This is a genomic window from Stenotrophomonas sp. YIM B13575, from assembly GCF_042787595.1.
GTDB lineage: Bacteria > Pseudomonadota > Gammaproteobacteria > Xanthomonadales > Xanthomonadaceae > Stenotrophomonas > Stenotrophomonas lactitubi_B.
On sequence record NZ_JBHZOP010000055.1, the window covers coordinates 32,776 to 47,756 of the forward strand.

The following is a 14,981-nucleotide window of genomic DNA, read 5'->3' on the forward strand; positions in this document are numbered from 1 at the left end:
CGGGATCTTCATTCCGCCTTACGAACGTCTTCACTCGTCGATGGCGGATTGCCCGCATCGAGTACCTGCCCCCGCCACGCCTGTCCAGCGGCGGACAACAGGGTCACGGCCGCCGCAGCGGCGGCCTCCGGGCCACGCGCGGCCGGATCCTGGTCGATCGAATAGGCCCGCGCCCGCAGGGCGGTACGCAAGGGGCCGGGGTAAAGACCACTTACCCGCACCGGGCTGCGGGCCAGCTCGTCATGCAGGCTGCCGATCAGCCCGCGCAGGCCATGCTGGGCGGCACCATAGCCGCCCCAATACGCCTGCCCCACCCGTTCGGGGGCATCGACGGTGAACACAAGCGCCGCATCTTCACGCTGGCGCAGCAACGGCAGGCAGGCCTGGGCCAGCCAGGCCGGTGCGGTCAGGGTGACGTGCACGGCACGGGCGAAACTGGCCGGGTCAGCCAGCTCGAACGGGGTCAGGCCGGGAAAGTGCGCTGCACAGACCAGCAGGCCATCTAGACGTCCCAACTCCTGCGCCACGGCCTGGGCCAGTTCGGCATAGTCGTCGGGACCTGCACCTTCCAGGTCCAAGGGGTACAACAAGGGTTCCGGCCCGACCGCCTGCACTTGGGCGTAGACCCGGTCCAGCCGGCGTGGCTTGCGCCCCAGCAGGACCACGGTCGCTCCCGCCTCGGCGGCTGCCACAGCGGCGGCACTCCCCAGCCCGCCGCCGGCGCCGGCAACGAGCACCACGCGATCCTGCAACGGGCGGCCATCGAGCGCCCCGTCTGCCGGTGACGTCGATGGCCAGGCGCTCATCCCTGCGCGGCCTCTTCGACGATGCGCTTGAGCTCGCCGGCTTCGAACAGTTCCATGACGATGTCACAGCCACCGATCAACTCACCGTTGATGAACAGCTGCGGGAAGGTGGGCAGATTGGAGAAACGCGGCAGGTTGGCGCGGATCTCCGGCTCTTCCAGCACATTGACCGTGCGCAGCGCGACGGCGCCTGCGGCCATCAAGGCCTGCACGGCGCGGCTGGAATAGCCGCACATGGGGTACTGCGGGGTGCCCTTCATGAACAGCACGAGCGGGTAACGATCCACCTCGGCCTGGATTTGCTGCATTACCGCCACACCTCACTCCTTGCTTCGCCGGACGAACCAACCGCGATGGTCGGCTAGACTGCCCACGGTAGCCCCCATTGTATGCCGATGGTACCGGCTGCCGCCGCCCCCTGGCCACGAACCTGTCCATGCCCGTCGAATTGCCCGCCCTGCCCTACCTGCCCTCGTCCCTGCAGCCGCACCTGTCGGCACAGACCGTGGAACTGCATCATGGCCGCCACCATCGCACCTATGTCGACGCGGTCAATGCCGCCACTGTCGGCACCGAATGGGAAGAAGCCACCCTGGAGGACATCGTCCGCCATGCCCAGGGCGCGCTGTTCGATGCCGCCGCCCAGGCGTGGAACCACGGCTTCTACTGGCAATGCCTGCGCCCGCGTGGCGGTGGCGAGCCGCAGGGCCGCCTGGGCGAGCTGGTCAAGCGCCAGTTCGGCGACGTGCAGCGCCTGCGCGAGGAGTTCAACCGCACCGCGCTGGGCCTGTTCGGCTCCGGCTGGGTGTGGCTGGTACAGCACCCGGGTGGTCAACTCGGCCTGCAGGCCACGCGCAATGCAGGCACGCCGCTGACCGGCGACAGCACCCCGCTGCTGTGCTGCGATGTCTGGGAACACGCGTACTACACCGATTACCAGAATGATCGCGCGCGTTATCTGGAAGCATTCTGGCAACTGGTGAACTGGGAGTTCGCCGAGAGCCAGCTGCGCTGATACGGACGGGCATCCGCCGGGCATGGCCCGGCGCTACCGGCATCGCGCCGCGCCATGGCGGCGGCCCACATTTGTGGGCACCGCCCTGGTAGCTGCCCACCTTGGTGGGCATTGCCGGCCAGTGGCCGGCACCCGTTTGATCAGGCGTTGCGCAGCGCGTGCACGGCCGGGGCCACCTGGGCCTGGCGGTCCAGTTCCAGGCCGACCTGCACCAGCGCATCAGCCAGTGCGCCGGCATCATCGTCACGCAGCGTTGCGTGACCAACCTTGCGGCCGTCACGCGATTCCTTGCCGTAGTCGTGCCAATGGCCGCTGGCCTGCTGCAGCACCGGCGTCGGGTCAGGCATCGCCCCCAGCCAGTTCAGCATGCAGGCATGGCCAAGCATGCGGGTACTGCCCAGCGGCAGGCCGAGCACCGCGCGCAGGTGGTTCTCGAACTGCGAAGTTTCGCTGCCTTCGATGGTCCAGTGACCGGAGTTGTGCACGCGCGGTGCCATTTCATTGGCCAGCAGTTCACCGTCGCGGCAGAACAGCTCCAGCGCGAACACACCCACGTACTGCAGGTGTTCGGCCACGCGGCGGGCATAGCCGATCGCCGCGTCGTGCTCAGCAGCGGACAGTACCGCCGGGGCCACGCTGGCCGACAGCACGCCGTCGACATGCCAGTTGCCGGTGACCGGCCAGGCCTGGAAGCTGCCATCGCGGCCGCGCACGGCCACCACGCTGACTTCGCGCTGGAAGGCGACGAAACCCTCGAGGATCAGGCCGGTCCGCTCAACCTGCGCACCCAGCGCCTGCCATGCGGCATCGATGTCCGCTTCGCTGCGCAGGCGGAACTGGCCCTTGCCGTCGTAGCCCAGGCGGCGGGTCTTCAGGATGCACGGCAGGCCGAATTCGGCCGCCTTGGCCGCCAGTTCGTCACGGCTGCGGATATCGGCGAACGCCGGCAGCGGAATACCCAACTGCTGGAACAGGGTCTTCTCGCTCAACCGGTCCTGGGCCACCGCCAGCGCGGACGGCGGCGGATAGACCGGCACGCGATCGGCCAGCCATTGCGCGCTGTCGGCCGGCACGTTCTCGAAATCAAAGGTGATCACGTCGACTTTGGCAGCGAAGTCCGCCAGTGCCTGGCGATCGTCGAAGGCGCCGACGGTGAGCGGCGCCAGTGGGCCACTGCAGGCGTCAGCCGCCGGATCATACAGTTCGAAGCGCAGTCCCAGCGGCGCACCGGCCAGGACCATCATGCGGGCGAGCTGACCGCCGCCGAGGATGCCGACGGTCAGGCTCATTGGCGCGGATCGTCGTGGGCCATCACGTCTTCGGTCTGGCGCGCGCGGAAAGCATCGAGCGCCTGGCCGATCGCCGGCTGGTCACTGGCCAGCATCGCAGCGGCGAACAGCGCGGCATTGGACGCGCCGGCATTGCCGATGGCGAAGGTGGCGACCGGGATACCAGCCGGCATCTGCACGATCGACAGCAGCGAATCCATGCCGTTGAGCGCCTTGGACTGCACCGGCACGCCCAGCACCGGCACCGCGGTCTTGGCCGCGATCATGCCCGGCAGATGCGCGGCACCGCCGGCGCCGGCAATGATCGCGCGCAGCCCGCGCGAACCGGCCTGCTCGGCATAACTGAACAACACATCCGGCGTCCGATGCGCGGACACCACCTTCACTTCGAACGGAACACCCAGGGCTTCAAGCTTCTGGGCGGCGTGCTGCATGGTTTCCCAGTCGGAGCGGGAACCCATGACGATGCCGACAAGCGGCGCGATCGGGTTGGGGGTCATTGGCCGTCACCTGCCTTAAAGACGTATTCTAGCCATCTTCCACGCAAGACGAAGAACCATGGATCGCAAGCTGCTCGACCTGCTGGTATCGCCCGACACCCGCCAGCCCCTGTCCCTGCTGGATGGCAAGGGCCTGGAAGCCCTCAACCGGGCGATCGCCGCCGGTTCCGTCAACCGCGCCGATGGCAACCCGCTGGCGCAGCCGCTGCGCGAAGCCCTGGTCACCCGCGACCGCAAGCAGGTGTTCCGCGTCGACGACGGTATTCCGGTGCTTCTGGCCGAAGAGGCCATCCCGACCGCACAGATCGCCGACTTCCCGACCGCATGAACGCGCTGCCGACGCCGGATCCAGCCGTCGTCGCGGCCGATGTCGCCCGCGCGTTGGCCGAGGACCTGGGCAGCGGTGACGTTACCGCCGCCCTGCTGCCCGACCAGCCCGACAGCGCCTACCTGCTGTGCAAGCAGGATGCGGTGATCGCGGGCCGCCCGTGGTTCGATGCCACCCATCGCGCGCTCGATGCCGACGTGCAGATCGAGTGGCGGGTAGCCGAAGGCGACAATGTCAGCGCCGGTACCGTGCTGGCGCTGCTGCATGGGCGCAGCCGCAGTCTGGTCAGCGCCGAACGCACCTCGCTGAATTTCCTGCAGACCCTGTCCGGCACCGCCACCACCACAGCCCGCTATGTGGCTGCGGTGGAAGGGACAGGCACGCGCATCCTCGATACCCGCAAGACCCTGCCCGGCCTGCGCCTGGCGCAGAAGTACGCGGTGCGTTGCGGCGGCGGCGACAACCACCGCTTCGGCCTGTACGACACGGTGATGCTGAAAGAGAACCACATCCGTGCCGCCGGCTCCCTGGCTGCCGCGGTGTCGGCGGCCCGCCAGCAATGGCCACAGCTGCCGCTGGTGGTCGAGGTCGAGGACCTCGAACAGTTGCGGCAGGCGCTGCAGGCCGGCTGTGAACGCATCCTGCTGGACGACTTCAGCCCAGAACTGCGGCGCGAAGCGGTGCGCATCACCGAAGGCCGCATTCCACTGGAAGTGTCCGGCAGCGTCGGCCTCGGTGGCCTGCGCTCGATCGCCGAAGATGGCGTGGACTGCATTTCCATCGGCGGCCTGACCAAGCACGTGCAGGCCATCGATCTCTCACTGAAACTGGGTCCGCCACCGGGTTGATGCCGGGGACGCGGGCCTCGGGGTCAGATCCCTTTTCCAAAGGAAAGGGATCTGACCCCGTTCTCACACCCGGCGTTCACAACGGCGCTGCGACGCTGCGACCATCCCCCACAGGAGCCGCGCATGCGCCGGATGCTCTTGCCCGCCTGCCTGCTGCTGGCCGCGACGCCCTTCTCGGCCGCCGCCGTCGAAGCCTGCGATGTCCCCCCGCGTTTCGGCCTGAGCCCTTTGGCCATCGCCATCCGCAACACGGCCTGCAACGAGCATCGCCTCTGGTTCCGCCCCTTCATCGACCGTGACGGCCGCGCTGCCAGCCTCAGTGTCACCGAGGCCGAAGGCGATCATCTGGCCGACAACGGCCTGATCGCCTGGCAACGGGTCACCAGCTACTGGCGCGAAAGCGGCACGCTCAATGCACTGGGCAGCCAACCGGGCGCCAGCAGCTGCCTGGCCCCGCTGGGAACCCGCTACACCGACAGCGATTGCCGCGCCTTCCTGATCGACAATCCGTGGTCGGCGGCCTTCATTTCCTGGGTGATGGTGCGTGCCGGGGTACCCGGCTTCAACACGTCCCCACGCCATATCGACTACATCCGCGCCGCCTACCAGGCAGGCCCTTCCGGGGTGCCCTACCGCCTGGTGGACCCGGCCACCGCCAAGCCAGCACCGGGCGACCTGTTGTGCTTCCTGCGCGACCGCAGCAGCACACTCAGCTACAGCGGATTGGTGCAGGCCTTGGGCAACGGCTCGGTCGGCCATTGGAAGTCGCATTGCGAAGTAGTGGTGGCGGCCAATCTCGGTGGTGACCAGACGCTTTACCTGGTGGGCGGCAATGTCATGAACACCGTGGCGATGCGCCTGCTGCAACTGGATCGCACCGGCACGATCAAGCTGCCGCCACCGCGCGAGCGCGACACCACCGGCATCGACCCGACCTGCACACCGGGGCGCGAGGACGAGTGCAGCTTCAACCGGCAGGACTGGGCCGCACTGCTGCAGTTGAATGCCACTGCGCCGCGTCCGCCGGCGGTACCCGCGGCACCGACACCGGTACCGCTGCAGCCGGCAACGGAGCCTGGCAGCGATCGCTGAGCAGATGCCGCTTGATCCGCTCGCCATTCGTCGCCATCTTTGGCGGATCGACACCTGACGGCTGAAGCCATGCCCACCCTGCTGTTCCTGCTGATTGCCGGCGGTATCGTCTACTTCTTCTGGAACGCAGCGCGTTCGGCCGCCGAACGTGCGATCGAACTGGGCCGCAATGCCTGCCGCGCCGCCGATGTGCAGTGGCTGGACCAGGCGGTGCACGCCACGGGTCTGCGCCTGTCGCGTGGGGAAGATGGCCGGCTCGGTTTCGAGCGCACCTTCAAGTTCGAGTATTCCTACGACGGCATCGATCGCCATGTCGGCCGCATGGTGCTGCGCGGCGACCAGCTGGTGTCCTTCACTGGCCCGGGCGCGGCGCGGATCAGCCAGATTCGTGCGGACAACGAAGATGCCGAGGATGTGTGAGCAAGGGCATCCACGCATGGCGTGGATCTACTGGACAGCGCGCCGGTAGAGCCACGCCATGCGTGGATCGCCATGTCGGCCGCATGGTGCTGCGCGGCGACCAGCTGGTGTCCTTCACCGGCCCGGGCGCGGCGCGGATCAGCCAGATCCGTGCGGACAACGAAGATGCCGAGGATGTGTAACCGCTGAAGGTGTGCCGACCAACGGTCGGCACCCACCGTTACTTGACCACGCGCAGGGTCGGGCGGCCCTTGGGCGGCGGACCGGCGGGCGGCGTGTCGTCCGGCGGCGTCTGCGCATCGTCGTGCAGCAGCTCGTCGCTGGCCTGCGCCGGTTCGCCACCCGGGATGTCGTCCGGCAGCGCCATGCCCTGCCCGGTCTCACGGGCATACACGGCCAGCACCGCGCTGATCGGCACCTGCACCGGATAGCTGGTGCCGGAGAAGCGCGCCGAGAAGCTCACCGACTCGTTGTCGATCACCAGCCGTACGACGGCGCGCTCGGCGATGTTGAGCACCACCCTGCCGTCCTTGACGGCCGAAGGCGGAACCTGCACGCCGGGAACGCCGGCGTCGACCAGGATGTGCGGAGTCAGCTGGTTGTCATTGATCCATTCCACCAGTGCCCGCAACAGGTACGGGCGGTGGCTGGTCATGTGGAAGAAGTCTTCGGTCATGCGTGAAGTGTAGCGCCCGACGCCCCTGCCGGGGCGGATCGCCTGCACGCCGGTCGGCGTGCAGACGGGAAAGCGGATGCCGGATCAGCCCGGCAGATCGCGCAGTTTCTTTTCCTGATCGGTCAGGCTGCGGACGAAACCGGGGTGGCGGAAAATCCGGTTGCCGTAGTCCTCGATGGCCTTGCTGTCCTTCGGCAACGGCACATCCAGCGATTGCAGGCGCCAGATGATCGGCGCCATCGCGCAGTCGGCCAGGCTCATTTCCGGGTTGAGGAAGAACTTGCTGGCCTTGAACAACGGCAGCGAGGCCGTCAGCAGCTCCTTCAGTCGCTTGCGCCCCGCCTCGGCCTGGGTCTTGTTGCCCAGCTGGATCGCCTGCACCTGCGGCACCCAGTCGTGCTCGATACGCAGCATGGCCAGGCGGATGCGCGCGCGCGACAGCGGGTCGACCGGCATCAGCGGCGGGTGCGGATAGCGCTCGTCCAGATACTCGCTGACCACCGAGGCGGCATACAGCACCAGCTCGCGCTCGACCAGGGTCGGCACCGAGTGGTACGGATTGAGATCGATCAGATCTTCCGGCGGATTCTGTGGATCGACCGGAACGAAGTCGAAACTCACGCCCTTGGCCGCCAGCACCAGGCGCACACGGTGGCACAGTACATCGTCGTTCGAGGAAAACAGCGTCAGTGTATTGCGCATGCGTACGCTCGCCGCCATCAAAGGCTCTCCTACGACAGGAGACCGCCTGCCGCATCGGCGCCGCCAGCACCGTGCTGGCGGTCGACTCCTCCCCGAGTGTGCAACCGACCATCACAAAAGCCAATAGGCCCGATGCAATGGCCGGCTCTGGATCAGTGCACGTCCTTCCAGTATTCCTTCTTCAACAGGTACACCAGGAAGGTCAGCAGGGCCAGGAACAGGATCACCCAGACACCGAGCTGCTGCCGCTTCAGCGCGGCCGGTTCGCCGGCGTATTCGAGGAAGTTGGTGATGTCGCGCACGGCCTGGTCGTACTGGCCCGCATCGACCGAGCCCGGGCTTTCGATGCGCAGGCCCGTTACCGGCGGGTCCATACCCGGCGCTTCGGCCTTGCCATGCACCGCGTGCTGCAGGCCCTGCATCTCCCACAACGGATTGGGCATGGAGGCGTTGGCGAACAGCGCGTTGTTCCAGCCCAGCGGGCGGCTGCTGTCCAGGTAGAACGACTTCAGGTAGGTGTAGATCCAGTCGCTGCCACGCACCCGGGAGATCAGGCTCAGGTCCGGCGGCATCTTGCCGAACCACTTCTCGGCCTGCTCCTTGGGCATTGCCACCGGCACCGGATCGCCGATCGCCGAGCCGGTGAAGTTGAGGTTGTTCATCACCTCTTCCTCGCTCAGCCCCAGGTCCTCGCCCATCCGCGAATAGCGCAGGTACTTCAATGCGTGGCAGCCGCTGCAGTAGTTCATGTACAGCTGGGCGCCGCGCTGCAGCGACGCCCGGTCACCCAGGTCGTTGCCGGCCTGCAGCAGTTTGGTGCCGCCCTCGGCGGCCATGGCCAGGGTACTGCCCAGCATCAGGGCGGCCGCCAGGGCCAGCCGGACCATCCAGCGCTCAGTCATGCGTGGTCACCCTTTCCGGTACCGGCTTGGTCTTGTCCAGCCTTGTCCATATCGGCATGGTGATGAAGAAGGCGAAGTACAGGAAGGTCAGCACCCGCCCGACATAGGTCTCGTGTGCATCGGTACCAGGACCGGAACCGATCACCATCAGCCACGCGAAGCACACCACGAACATGCCCAGCAGGCCGCGCGACAGCCAGCCGCGGTAACGGTAGGACTTGACCTTGGCGCGGTCGAGCCAGGGCACCAGGAACAGGATGGCGATGGCCGAGAACATCACGATCACGCCACCCAGCTTGTTCGGCACCACCCGCAACATCGCGTAGTACGGCGTGTAGTACCAGACCGGTTTGATGTGTTCGGGGGTGACCAGGCGATTGGCTTCGGTGAAGTTGTCGTGTTCCAGGAACAGGCCACCGAAGGCCGGTGCGAAGAAGATGATGAAGGCCGCGATGATCAGCAGGAAGCCCGCGCCGACGCCATCTTTCAGCGTGTAGTACGGATGGAACGGAATGCCGTCGGTCGGCGCGTTCGGTGACCAGCGGTTGCCCTTCGGCCCCTTCTTGATCTCCACGCCATCGGGGTTGTTCGATCCCACTTCATGCAGCGCCCCCAGGTGCAGCACCACCAGCAGCAGCAGTACCAGCGGCAGCGCGATCACGTGCAGTGCGAAGAACCGGTTGAGCGTGGCGTCGCTGGGCAGGTAATCGCCCATGATCCATTCGGTGAGGCCGTTACCAATGACCGGAATGGCGCCGAACAGCGAGATGATCACCTTGGCGCCCCAGAACGACATCTGGCCCCACGGCAGCACGTAGCCCATGAAGGCCTCGGCCATCAACACCAGGTAGATCAGCATGCCCAGGATCCACACCAGTTCGCGCGGCTTCTGGTAGCTGCCATACAGCAGCCCGCGGAACATGTGCAGGTAGACCACGATGAAGAACAGCGAGGCACCGGTGGAGTGCATGTAGCGGATCAGCCAGCCCCACTCCACGTCACGCATGATGTATTCGATGGAGGCGAATGCTTCGGCGGCATTCGTCTTGTAGTGCATGGTCAGGAAGATGCCGGTGACGATCTGGTTGACCAGCACCAGCAGCGCCAGCGAGCCGAAGTAGTACCAGATGTTGAAGTTCTTCGGCGCGTAGTACTCGCTGACATGCTTGCGGTAGATCGGCATCAACCCCGGCGCACGGGCATTGACCCAGTCGGCCACGCCGGTGGCGGTACGGCTGAGGATGTTGGACATCAGGCAGCCCCCTGCGGATCGACACCGATGATGATGGTGTTGTCGTCCTGGTAATGGTGCGCGGGCACCTTCAGGTTGATGGGTGCGGGCACGTCCTTGAAGACGCGGCCGGACATGTCGAAGCGCGACTTGTGGCAGGGGCAGAAATAGCCGCCCTTCCATTGTGGGTCGTAGGGCTCGGGGCGTATTTCACCCACCATTTCCGGCGAGCAGCCCAGGTGCGTGCAGAGACCGACCAGCACCGAGATCTCGGGTTTGATCGAGCGCAGCTCGGGGTTCTGCTTGAGCACGTACTCCGGCTGCTGGTCCTTCTCGCCGGACTCGGGGTCCTTCAGACGGCCATCCAGCCCATGCAGCGCATCAAGGATCGCCTTGGACCGTTTGACGATCCAGATCGGCTGGCCACGCCATTCCACGATCAGGCGTTGGCCTTCCTGCAGGGCGCTGATGTCGGCCACCACCGGTGCGCCGGCAAGCTTGGCGCGGGCACTGGGGTTCCAGGATTTGATGAAAGGAACTGCGGTGAATCCGACGCCGACGGCGCCCACCACGGCTGTGGTGGCAGTAAGAAAACGCCGACGTCCGGTGTTGACTGGATCGTGTACCCCATCGTTGGCCATCCGGCACTCCGATATTGATTAGGTAGCTTTAAGGCTGCCAGCGGTTCCGGTGGGGGCCAGAGCCGCATTGAATCTCGGTCGAGTGTAGCGGAACCGTCGCGCGCCACACAACGCATTGCAACAACATTGCTTTGGGGGGTTGCCGGGCATGGCCCGGCACTACTGTTTGCTCAGCACCGTACGATAACGCTCGGCCAGCTGGCCGACCCGGCGCACGTAATACTGTGTCTCGCTGTAGGGAGGCACGCCGCGATGGCGATCCACCGCCCCCTCGCCCGCGTTGTAGCCGGCAGCGGCCAGGGTCAGATCACCGTTGAACCGCTTCAACAACCACGCCAGATACTGCACACCGCCACGGATGTTCTGCCCGGCGTCGTAGGAATCACTGACACCGAAACGTGCGGCGGTGGGCGGCATCAACTGCATCAGGCCCTGCGCACCGGCACGGCTGAGCGCGGTCGGGTTGTAGGCCGACTCGGCATGGATGATCGCGCGCACCACCGCCTCTTCCACCCCGAACTCGCGTGCGGCCGAGGTGATCTCGCTCTGGAAGGCCGTGGTGTTCAGGCGCACGCTGCCGAAATCAACGCGCGGATTGACCCCGCAGGCGTAGCAGCGCTCCATGAAGCTGTAGCGGATGGTCCGCACCGGGCCGAGATTGGCGACCTGGGTCGGGCGTGCGCTGGTGTAGTGGCGCACCCCGTCCTGCATGTACGAATAGACCTGTCCGCTGACCATCTTGCCGCCGCGTGGGCTGGCCGGCGTGGACGCTGCCGCGGGCGCAGGAGCCGGCGCGACAGCGGGACTGGCAGCGCTGGCGGCCACGGCAACCGGGTTGCGCTCGGCGCTGGCCACCACTGCAGCAGGCACGGGCACTGGCGTCGGCGCCGAGCTGACGATCGGGGCGCGCACCGCCCTGCCCGCGCTGCGGGTGTAGCTGATGGTGCTGCATTGGGCACCGGCCACCCGCTTGCTGACATAGCTGGTGACCCCATCGGCGCCAAGGCACTTGTACAGGGTGCCGGCGCTGGCCGGCGCAGCGGTCAGCGCAGCGATGATGATCGCCGTTATCCCCAGTCTCCCCTTCATGGCCGCGAGTGTCCCAGCTTCGCTGCGGCTTGCCAAGCGCGACGGCTCAGACCGTGACCGCGGGCACGGCCAGGACCTGGCTGAGCCCGGTCAGACGCTGGGCCAGCTCCTCGCGCAGCTCGGCCGGCGTGGTCCACAGTGCCACCGGCAGGCGATCCAGGCTGAGGATCTGCGCCAGCATCATGCCGCGGCTTTCCGCGCCCATCCGCAACAGGCAATGGTCTGGCCCATCGGCCTCCAGCACGCCACACCAGGGCGGAATGCGGCCGGCCAGCTCCGCTTCACTGCCGGCCAGACGCAGGATGGCCTGCAGCGCGAACGGCGCCTGGCTGACCGCCTGCCGCACCATCACATCGGGCGGCGCCGGGGTTCGCCGGTGCAGGCCAGGCTCGGGCAGAGGCCGCACAGCGCCCATCCGGTCCACGCGCAGCGTGCGCCAGTCCTGCCGGCCCAGGTCCCAGGCCAGCAGATACCAGCGCCGCCCGTAGTTGACCAGGTGCTGGGCCTCGACTTGCCGTTGCGTCACCGCGTCCTGCGCGCTGCGGTATTCGAAGGCCAGCCGCGCGGCCTGCCGGCAGTGCTGGGCCAGCCGCCCGAGCAGGCGCGCATCGGTGGATGGCAGATCGGACAGGGTCGCAGTGGCCGCATGCACTTCGCCGGCCTGCTGGCGGCGACGCGCCGGCACCAGCGGGTCGAGCTTGGACAGCAGGCCGCGTGCGGTGTCGTCGATGCCGGAGACCGTGGCCGAGGCCGCACGCAGGGCAATCGCCAGCGTGGTGGCCTCTTCCTCGTCCAGCAGCATCGGCAGCACCGGTGCCCCCGCGGCCAGCCGGTAGCCCCCGCCTACGCCGGCCGACGCCTGCACCGGATATCCCAGCTCGCGCAGGCGTTCGACATCGCGGCGGATGCTGCGCCGATCCACCCCCATACGCTCGGCGAGCTCGGCACCGGACCAGTGGCGGCGGGCCTGCAGCAGCGAGATCAGGCGAAGCAGGCGATGGGCGGTATGGCGCATGACGGATCGCGGACAGAAGTCGTCCGCAATTGTGCCCCAGCATGGGCCCCACTTCACCACCACCTGCAAGGAGCAATGCCATGACGTCACGCCAGATCACCCTCTACCACGCCGCCCGTTCACGCTCGAGCGGCGCGGTGGCCCTGCTTGAAGCACTGGGCGCCGACTACCGCATGCAGGTGCTGGACCTGAAGGCTGGCGCCAACCTGGCCCCGGCCTATCTGGCGATCAATCCGATGGGCAAGGTGCCGGCCATCGTCCACAACGGCGCCCTGGTGACCGAACAGGTGGCGATCTACCTGTACCTGGCCGACCTGTACCCGGAAGCTCGGCTGGCACCGCCGATCGGCGACGCCCTGCGCGGCCCCTATCTGCGCTGGATGGCCTTCTATGGCGCCTGCTTCGAGCCGGCGATGATCGACCGGGCAATGCGTCGCGAGCCGCCGCCGCATGCGATGTCGCCCTACAACGACGCCGATACGGTGCTGCAGGTGATCGAAGCACAGCTGGCGCAGGGGCCGTATCTGCTGGGCGAGGTGATGAGTGCGGCCGACGTGCTGTGGGGCAATGCGCTGGCATGGACCAGTGCGTTCGGCCTGGTGCAGCCAGCATCGGCGACCGCCGCCTACATCGCACGGATGAGTGCGCTGACCGCGTTTGATCGTTCGCGGCAGATCGATGCGGAGCTGGTGGCGGCGTAAGGCATTCGCCGGGTTTCCTTTGTAGAGCCGAGCCCACGCTCGGCTGGTTTCAGTAGAGCCAGGCCGTGCCTGGCTGCCCCATGGCAAGCGGGAAGAGCAGCCGAGCGTGGGCTCGGCTCTACAAGGGCGCGGCGGATGGCGCAGGATGCGGGTAGAATCGCCCCCTTTCCCGCCACCCGAATGGATTAAGCGCCATGACCGGGACGCCAGACGTCTTTCCGCCCGCCACGCCGGGTGGTACTCCGCTCGTTGCCCTGCCCGCCGGTCCGCGCAAGCCCGACCAGGTGAAAGGCAAGCTGTACATCAAGACCCACGGTTGCCAGATGAACGAGTACGACTCGGCCAAGATGGCCGACGTGCTCGCCGCCAGTGATGGCCTGGAACTGACCGATCGCCCGGAAGACGCCGACGTCATCCTGGTCAACACCTGCTCGATCCGCGAAAAAGCGCAGGAGAAGGTGTTCAGCCAGCTGGGCATCTGGAAGAGCCTGAAGAACCAGGGCCGTGAGGTCATCATCGGCGTCGGCGGTTGCGTGGCGTCGCAGGAAGGCGAGGCGATCATCAAGCGTGCGCCGTTCGTCGACCTGGTGTTCGGCCCGCAGACGCTGCATCGCCTGCCAGAACTGATCCGCGCCCGCCGCGAACAGCAGCGCCCGCAGGTGGACATCAGCTTCCCGGAAATCGAGAAGTTCGATCGCATGCCCGAACCACGTGCCGATGGCGCGTCGGCGTTCGTGTCGATCATGGAAGGCTGCTCCAAGTACTGCTCGTTCTGCGTAGTGCCCTACACGCGCGGCACCGAAGTCAGCCGCCCGTTCGAGGACGTGGTGGTGGAAGTGGCGCAGCTCGCCGCGCAGGGCGTGCGCGAGATCAACCTGCTCGGCCAGAACGTCAACGCCTACCGCGGGCCGTATGGCGACGGCGAATTCGCCGATCTCGGCCTGCTGATCCGCACCATCGCCGAGATCGATGGCGTTGGCCGCATCCGCTTCACCACCTCGCACCCGCTGGAGTTCAGCGATTCGCTGATCGATGCGTTCCGCGACGTGCCGCAGCTGGCCAACTTCCTGCACCTGCCGGTACAGGCGGGCAGCGACCGCGTGCTGTCGGCGATGAAGCGCGGTTACACCGCACTGGAATTCAAGTCGAAGATCCGCAAGCTGCGTGCGGTACGTCCGGACATCTCGATCAGCTCGGACTTCATCGTCGGTTTCCCCGGCGAGACCGATGCGGATTTCGAGAAGACCATGAAACTGATCGAGGACATCGGCTTCGACCACAGCTTCTCCTTCATCTATTCGCGTCGCCCGGGCACGCCGGCAGCGGACCTGGAAGACACGATCAGCGATGCGGAGAAGCATGCACGCCTGTCGCGCCTGCAGGAACGCATCAATGCACACGCTGCGAGCATCTCCGAAAGGATGGTTGGCAGCGTGCAGACCGTGCTGGTTGAAGGTCCCTCACGCAAGAACCCGAACGAACTGACCGGCAAGACCGAAAACATGCGTTCGGTGAACTTCCCGGCGCATCCGCGCCTGATCGGCCAGTTCGTAGACGTGGTGATCACTGAAGCGTTGACCAATTCGCTGCGTGGCCGCGTGGTGGCGGAATAAGGTGTGCCGACCAACGGTCGGCACCCACCGAGGTATTGAGGTGTGCCGACCAACGGTCGGCACCTACCGTGTGGATGCCGACCGTTGGTCGGCATGCCTCAGTCCAGTCGCTT

The 14,981-nt window shown here is 66.7% G+C and carries 18 protein-coding genes and 1 pseudogene; 8 read left to right on the plus strand and 11 right to left on the minus strand.

Annotated elements, in window-relative coordinates; genetic code table 11:
• Positions 1-8: 8 nt before the first annotated feature.
• Together ACFX4F_RS10420 and grxD are read right to left on the minus strand one after the other, a co-directional pair.
• Positions 9-806 carry an SDR family NAD(P)-dependent oxidoreductase gene (locus tag ACFX4F_RS10420; RefSeq protein WP_108264767.1) on the minus strand — a complete coding sequence of 266 codons (798 nt, stop codon included), beginning with the start codon at positions 804-806 and terminating at the stop codon, positions 9-11.
• Positions 803-1,123 carry a Grx4 family monothiol glutaredoxin gene (gene grxD / locus ACFX4F_RS10425; protein WP_025875264.1) on the minus strand — a complete coding sequence of 107 codons (321 nt, stop codon included), beginning with the start codon at positions 1,121-1,123 and terminating at the stop codon, positions 803-805. Before grxD ends, ACFX4F_RS10420 begins: the two co-directional genes overlap by 4 nt.
• 119 nt (positions 1,124-1,242) lie before the next feature.
• Between grxD and ACFX4F_RS10430 the strand changes: the two genes are divergently transcribed.
• The gene (locus ACFX4F_RS10430) at positions 1,243-1,821 is read left to right on the plus strand and encodes a superoxide dismutase (protein WP_380654888.1); all 579 of its coding nucleotides are present in this window, start codon (positions 1,243-1,245) and stop codon (positions 1,819-1,821) included.
• 140 nt (positions 1,822-1,961) lie between these two features.
• On the opposite strand, the gene ACFX4F_RS10435 is transcribed toward ACFX4F_RS10430, so the two are convergent.
• Together ACFX4F_RS10435 and purE are read right to left on the minus strand one after the other, a co-directional pair.
• On the minus strand, positions 1,962-3,110 hold the full coding sequence (locus ACFX4F_RS10435) for a 5-(carboxyamino)imidazole ribonucleotide synthase (RefSeq protein ID WP_380654891.1): 1,149 nt from the start codon (positions 3,108-3,110) through the stop codon (positions 1,962-1,964).
• Positions 3,107-3,610 (minus strand): 5-(carboxyamino)imidazole ribonucleotide mutase, encoded by a 504-nt coding sequence (gene purE, locus ACFX4F_RS10440; RefSeq protein ID WP_099820029.1) that lies wholly within the window; start codon positions 3,608-3,610, stop codon positions 3,107-3,109. Before purE ends, ACFX4F_RS10435 begins: the two co-directional genes overlap by 4 nt.
• A 58-nt stretch (positions 3,611-3,668) precedes the next feature.
• Between purE and ACFX4F_RS10445 the strand changes: the two genes are divergently transcribed.
• From ACFX4F_RS10445 to ACFX4F_RS10465, 5 genes and pseudogenes are all read left to right on the plus strand, one after another.
• Positions 3,669-3,938 carry a Trm112 family protein gene (locus ACFX4F_RS10445; RefSeq protein WP_099820028.1) on the plus strand — a complete coding sequence of 90 codons (270 nt, stop codon included), beginning with the start codon at positions 3,669-3,671 and terminating at the stop codon, positions 3,936-3,938.
• Positions 3,935-4,786, plus strand: a complete 852-nt coding sequence (gene nadC, locus ACFX4F_RS10450; protein ID WP_099820027.1) for a carboxylating nicotinate-nucleotide diphosphorylase — start codon at positions 3,935-3,937, stop codon at positions 4,784-4,786. Before ACFX4F_RS10445 ends, nadC begins: the two co-directional genes overlap by 4 nt.
• Before the next feature lie 123 nt (positions 4,787-4,909).
• A complete protein-coding gene (locus tag ACFX4F_RS10455; protein ID WP_380654896.1) occupies positions 4,910-5,878 on the plus strand; it encodes a DUF2272 domain-containing protein in 969 nt (322 codons plus the stop codon).
• A 69-nt stretch (positions 5,879-5,947) separates the two neighbouring features.
• Complete coding sequence (locus ACFX4F_RS10460) at positions 5,948-6,298, plus strand: DUF3301 domain-containing protein (RefSeq protein ID WP_099820025.1); 351 nt, start codon at positions 5,948-5,950, stop codon at positions 6,296-6,298.
• 65 nt (positions 6,299-6,363) lie between these two features.
• Positions 6,364-6,480 (plus strand): annotated as a pseudogene (locus ACFX4F_RS10465) (DUF3301 domain-containing protein); the annotation flags it as partial.
• A gap of 38 nt (positions 6,481-6,518) precedes the next feature.
• Here ACFX4F_RS10465 and ACFX4F_RS10470 read toward each other — a convergent pair.
• From ACFX4F_RS10470 to ACFX4F_RS10500, 7 genes are all read right to left on the minus strand, one after another.
• Positions 6,519-6,974: a ClpXP protease specificity-enhancing factor gene (locus ACFX4F_RS10470; protein WP_099820024.1), complete on the minus strand. Its 456-nt coding sequence runs from the start codon at positions 6,972-6,974 to the stop codon at positions 6,519-6,521.
• 84 nt (positions 6,975-7,058) lie between these two features.
• On the minus strand, positions 7,059-7,694 hold the full coding sequence (locus tag ACFX4F_RS10475; RefSeq protein ID WP_089240017.1) for a glutathione S-transferase N-terminal domain-containing protein: 636 nt from the start codon (positions 7,692-7,694) through the stop codon (positions 7,059-7,061).
• Positions 7,695-7,828: 134 nt separating this feature from the next.
• Positions 7,829-8,578, minus strand: coding sequence for a cytochrome c1 (locus tag ACFX4F_RS10480; RefSeq protein ID WP_099820023.1), 750 nt, complete (start codon positions 8,576-8,578; stop codon positions 7,829-7,831).
• Positions 8,571-9,830 (minus strand): cytochrome bc complex cytochrome b subunit, encoded by a 1,260-nt coding sequence (locus ACFX4F_RS10485; RefSeq protein WP_025875284.1) that lies wholly within the window; start codon positions 9,828-9,830, stop codon positions 8,571-8,573. Before ACFX4F_RS10485 ends, ACFX4F_RS10480 begins: the two co-directional genes overlap by 8 nt.
• On the minus strand, positions 9,830-10,450 hold the full coding sequence (gene petA / locus ACFX4F_RS10490; protein ID WP_025875286.1) for a ubiquinol-cytochrome c reductase iron-sulfur subunit: 621 nt from the start codon (positions 10,448-10,450) through the stop codon (positions 9,830-9,832). Before petA ends, ACFX4F_RS10485 begins: the two co-directional genes overlap by 1 nt.
• 159 nt (positions 10,451-10,609) lie before the next feature.
• Positions 10,610-11,539, minus strand: coding sequence for a lytic transglycosylase domain-containing protein (locus ACFX4F_RS10495; RefSeq protein WP_380654904.1), 930 nt, complete (start codon positions 11,537-11,539; stop codon positions 10,610-10,612).
• A gap of 46 nt (positions 11,540-11,585) precedes the next feature.
• Positions 11,586-12,554 (minus strand): helix-turn-helix transcriptional regulator, encoded by a 969-nt coding sequence (locus tag ACFX4F_RS10500; protein WP_380654907.1) that lies wholly within the window; start codon positions 12,552-12,554, stop codon positions 11,586-11,588.
• Positions 12,555-12,634: 80 nt separating this feature from the next.
• On the opposite strand from ACFX4F_RS10500, the gene ACFX4F_RS10505 reads away from it, so the two are divergent.
• Entirely contained in the window at positions 12,635-13,255 is a 621-nt protein-coding gene (locus tag ACFX4F_RS10505) for a glutathione S-transferase family protein (protein WP_380654910.1), read from the plus strand.
• Positions 13,256-13,449: 194 nt separating this feature from the next.
• Complete coding sequence (gene miaB / locus ACFX4F_RS10510) at positions 13,450-14,868, plus strand: tRNA (N6-isopentenyl adenosine(37)-C2)-methylthiotransferase MiaB (protein ID WP_380654913.1); 1,419 nt, start codon at positions 13,450-13,452, stop codon at positions 14,866-14,868.
• Positions 14,869-14,981 lie beyond the last annotated feature (113 nt).

Bases quoted from the DNA above. Each gene is read 5' to 3' on its own strand.
- ACFX4F_RS10420 (WP_108264767.1), bottom strand. From the start codon at position 806: ATGAGCGCCTGGCCATCGACGTCACCGGCAGACGGGGCGCTCGATGGC.
- ACFX4F_RS10430 (WP_380654888.1), top strand. From the start codon at position 1,243: ATGCCCGTCGAATTGCCCGCCCTGCCCTACCTGCCCTCGTCCCTGCAG.
- ACFX4F_RS10435 (WP_380654891.1), bottom strand. From the start codon at position 3,110: ATGAGCCTGACCGTCGGCATCCTCGGCGGCGGTCAGCTCGCCCGCATG.
- purE (WP_099820029.1), bottom strand. From the start codon at position 3,610: ATGACCCCCAACCCGATCGCGCCGCTTGTCGGCATCGTCATGGGTTCC.
- ACFX4F_RS10445 (WP_099820028.1), top strand. From the start codon at position 3,669: ATGGATCGCAAGCTGCTCGACCTGCTGGTATCGCCCGACACCCGCCAG.
- nadC (WP_099820027.1), top strand. From the start codon at position 3,935: ATGAACGCGCTGCCGACGCCGGATCCAGCCGTCGTCGCGGCCGATGTC.
- ACFX4F_RS10455 (WP_380654896.1), top strand. From the start codon at position 4,910: ATGCGCCGGATGCTCTTGCCCGCCTGCCTGCTGCTGGCCGCGACGCCC.
- ACFX4F_RS10460 (WP_099820025.1), top strand. From the start codon at position 5,948: ATGCCCACCCTGCTGTTCCTGCTGATTGCCGGCGGTATCGTCTACTTC.
- ACFX4F_RS10470 (WP_099820024.1), bottom strand. From the start codon at position 6,974: ATGACCGAAGACTTCTTCCACATGACCAGCCACCGCCCGTACCTGTTG.
- ACFX4F_RS10475 (WP_089240017.1), bottom strand. From the start codon at position 7,694: ATGGCGGCGAGCGTACGCATGCGCAATACACTGACGCTGTTTTCCTCG.
- ACFX4F_RS10480 (WP_099820023.1), bottom strand. From the start codon at position 8,578: ATGACTGAGCGCTGGATGGTCCGGCTGGCCCTGGCGGCCGCCCTGATG.
- ACFX4F_RS10485 (WP_025875284.1), bottom strand. From the start codon at position 9,830: ATGTCCAACATCCTCAGCCGTACCGCCACCGGCGTGGCCGACTGGGTC.
- petA (WP_025875286.1), bottom strand. From the start codon at position 10,450: ATGGCCAACGATGGGGTACACGATCCAGTCAACACCGGACGTCGGCGT.
- ACFX4F_RS10495 (WP_380654904.1), bottom strand. From the start codon at position 11,539: ATGAAGGGGAGACTGGGGATAACGGCGATCATCATCGCTGCGCTGACC.
- ACFX4F_RS10500 (WP_380654907.1), bottom strand. From the start codon at position 12,554: ATGCGCCATACCGCCCATCGCCTGCTTCGCCTGATCTCGCTGCTGCAG.
- ACFX4F_RS10505 (WP_380654910.1), top strand. From the start codon at position 12,635: ATGACGTCACGCCAGATCACCCTCTACCACGCCGCCCGTTCACGCTCG.
- miaB (WP_380654913.1), top strand. From the start codon at position 13,450: ATGACCGGGACGCCAGACGTCTTTCCGCCCGCCACGCCGGGTGGTACT.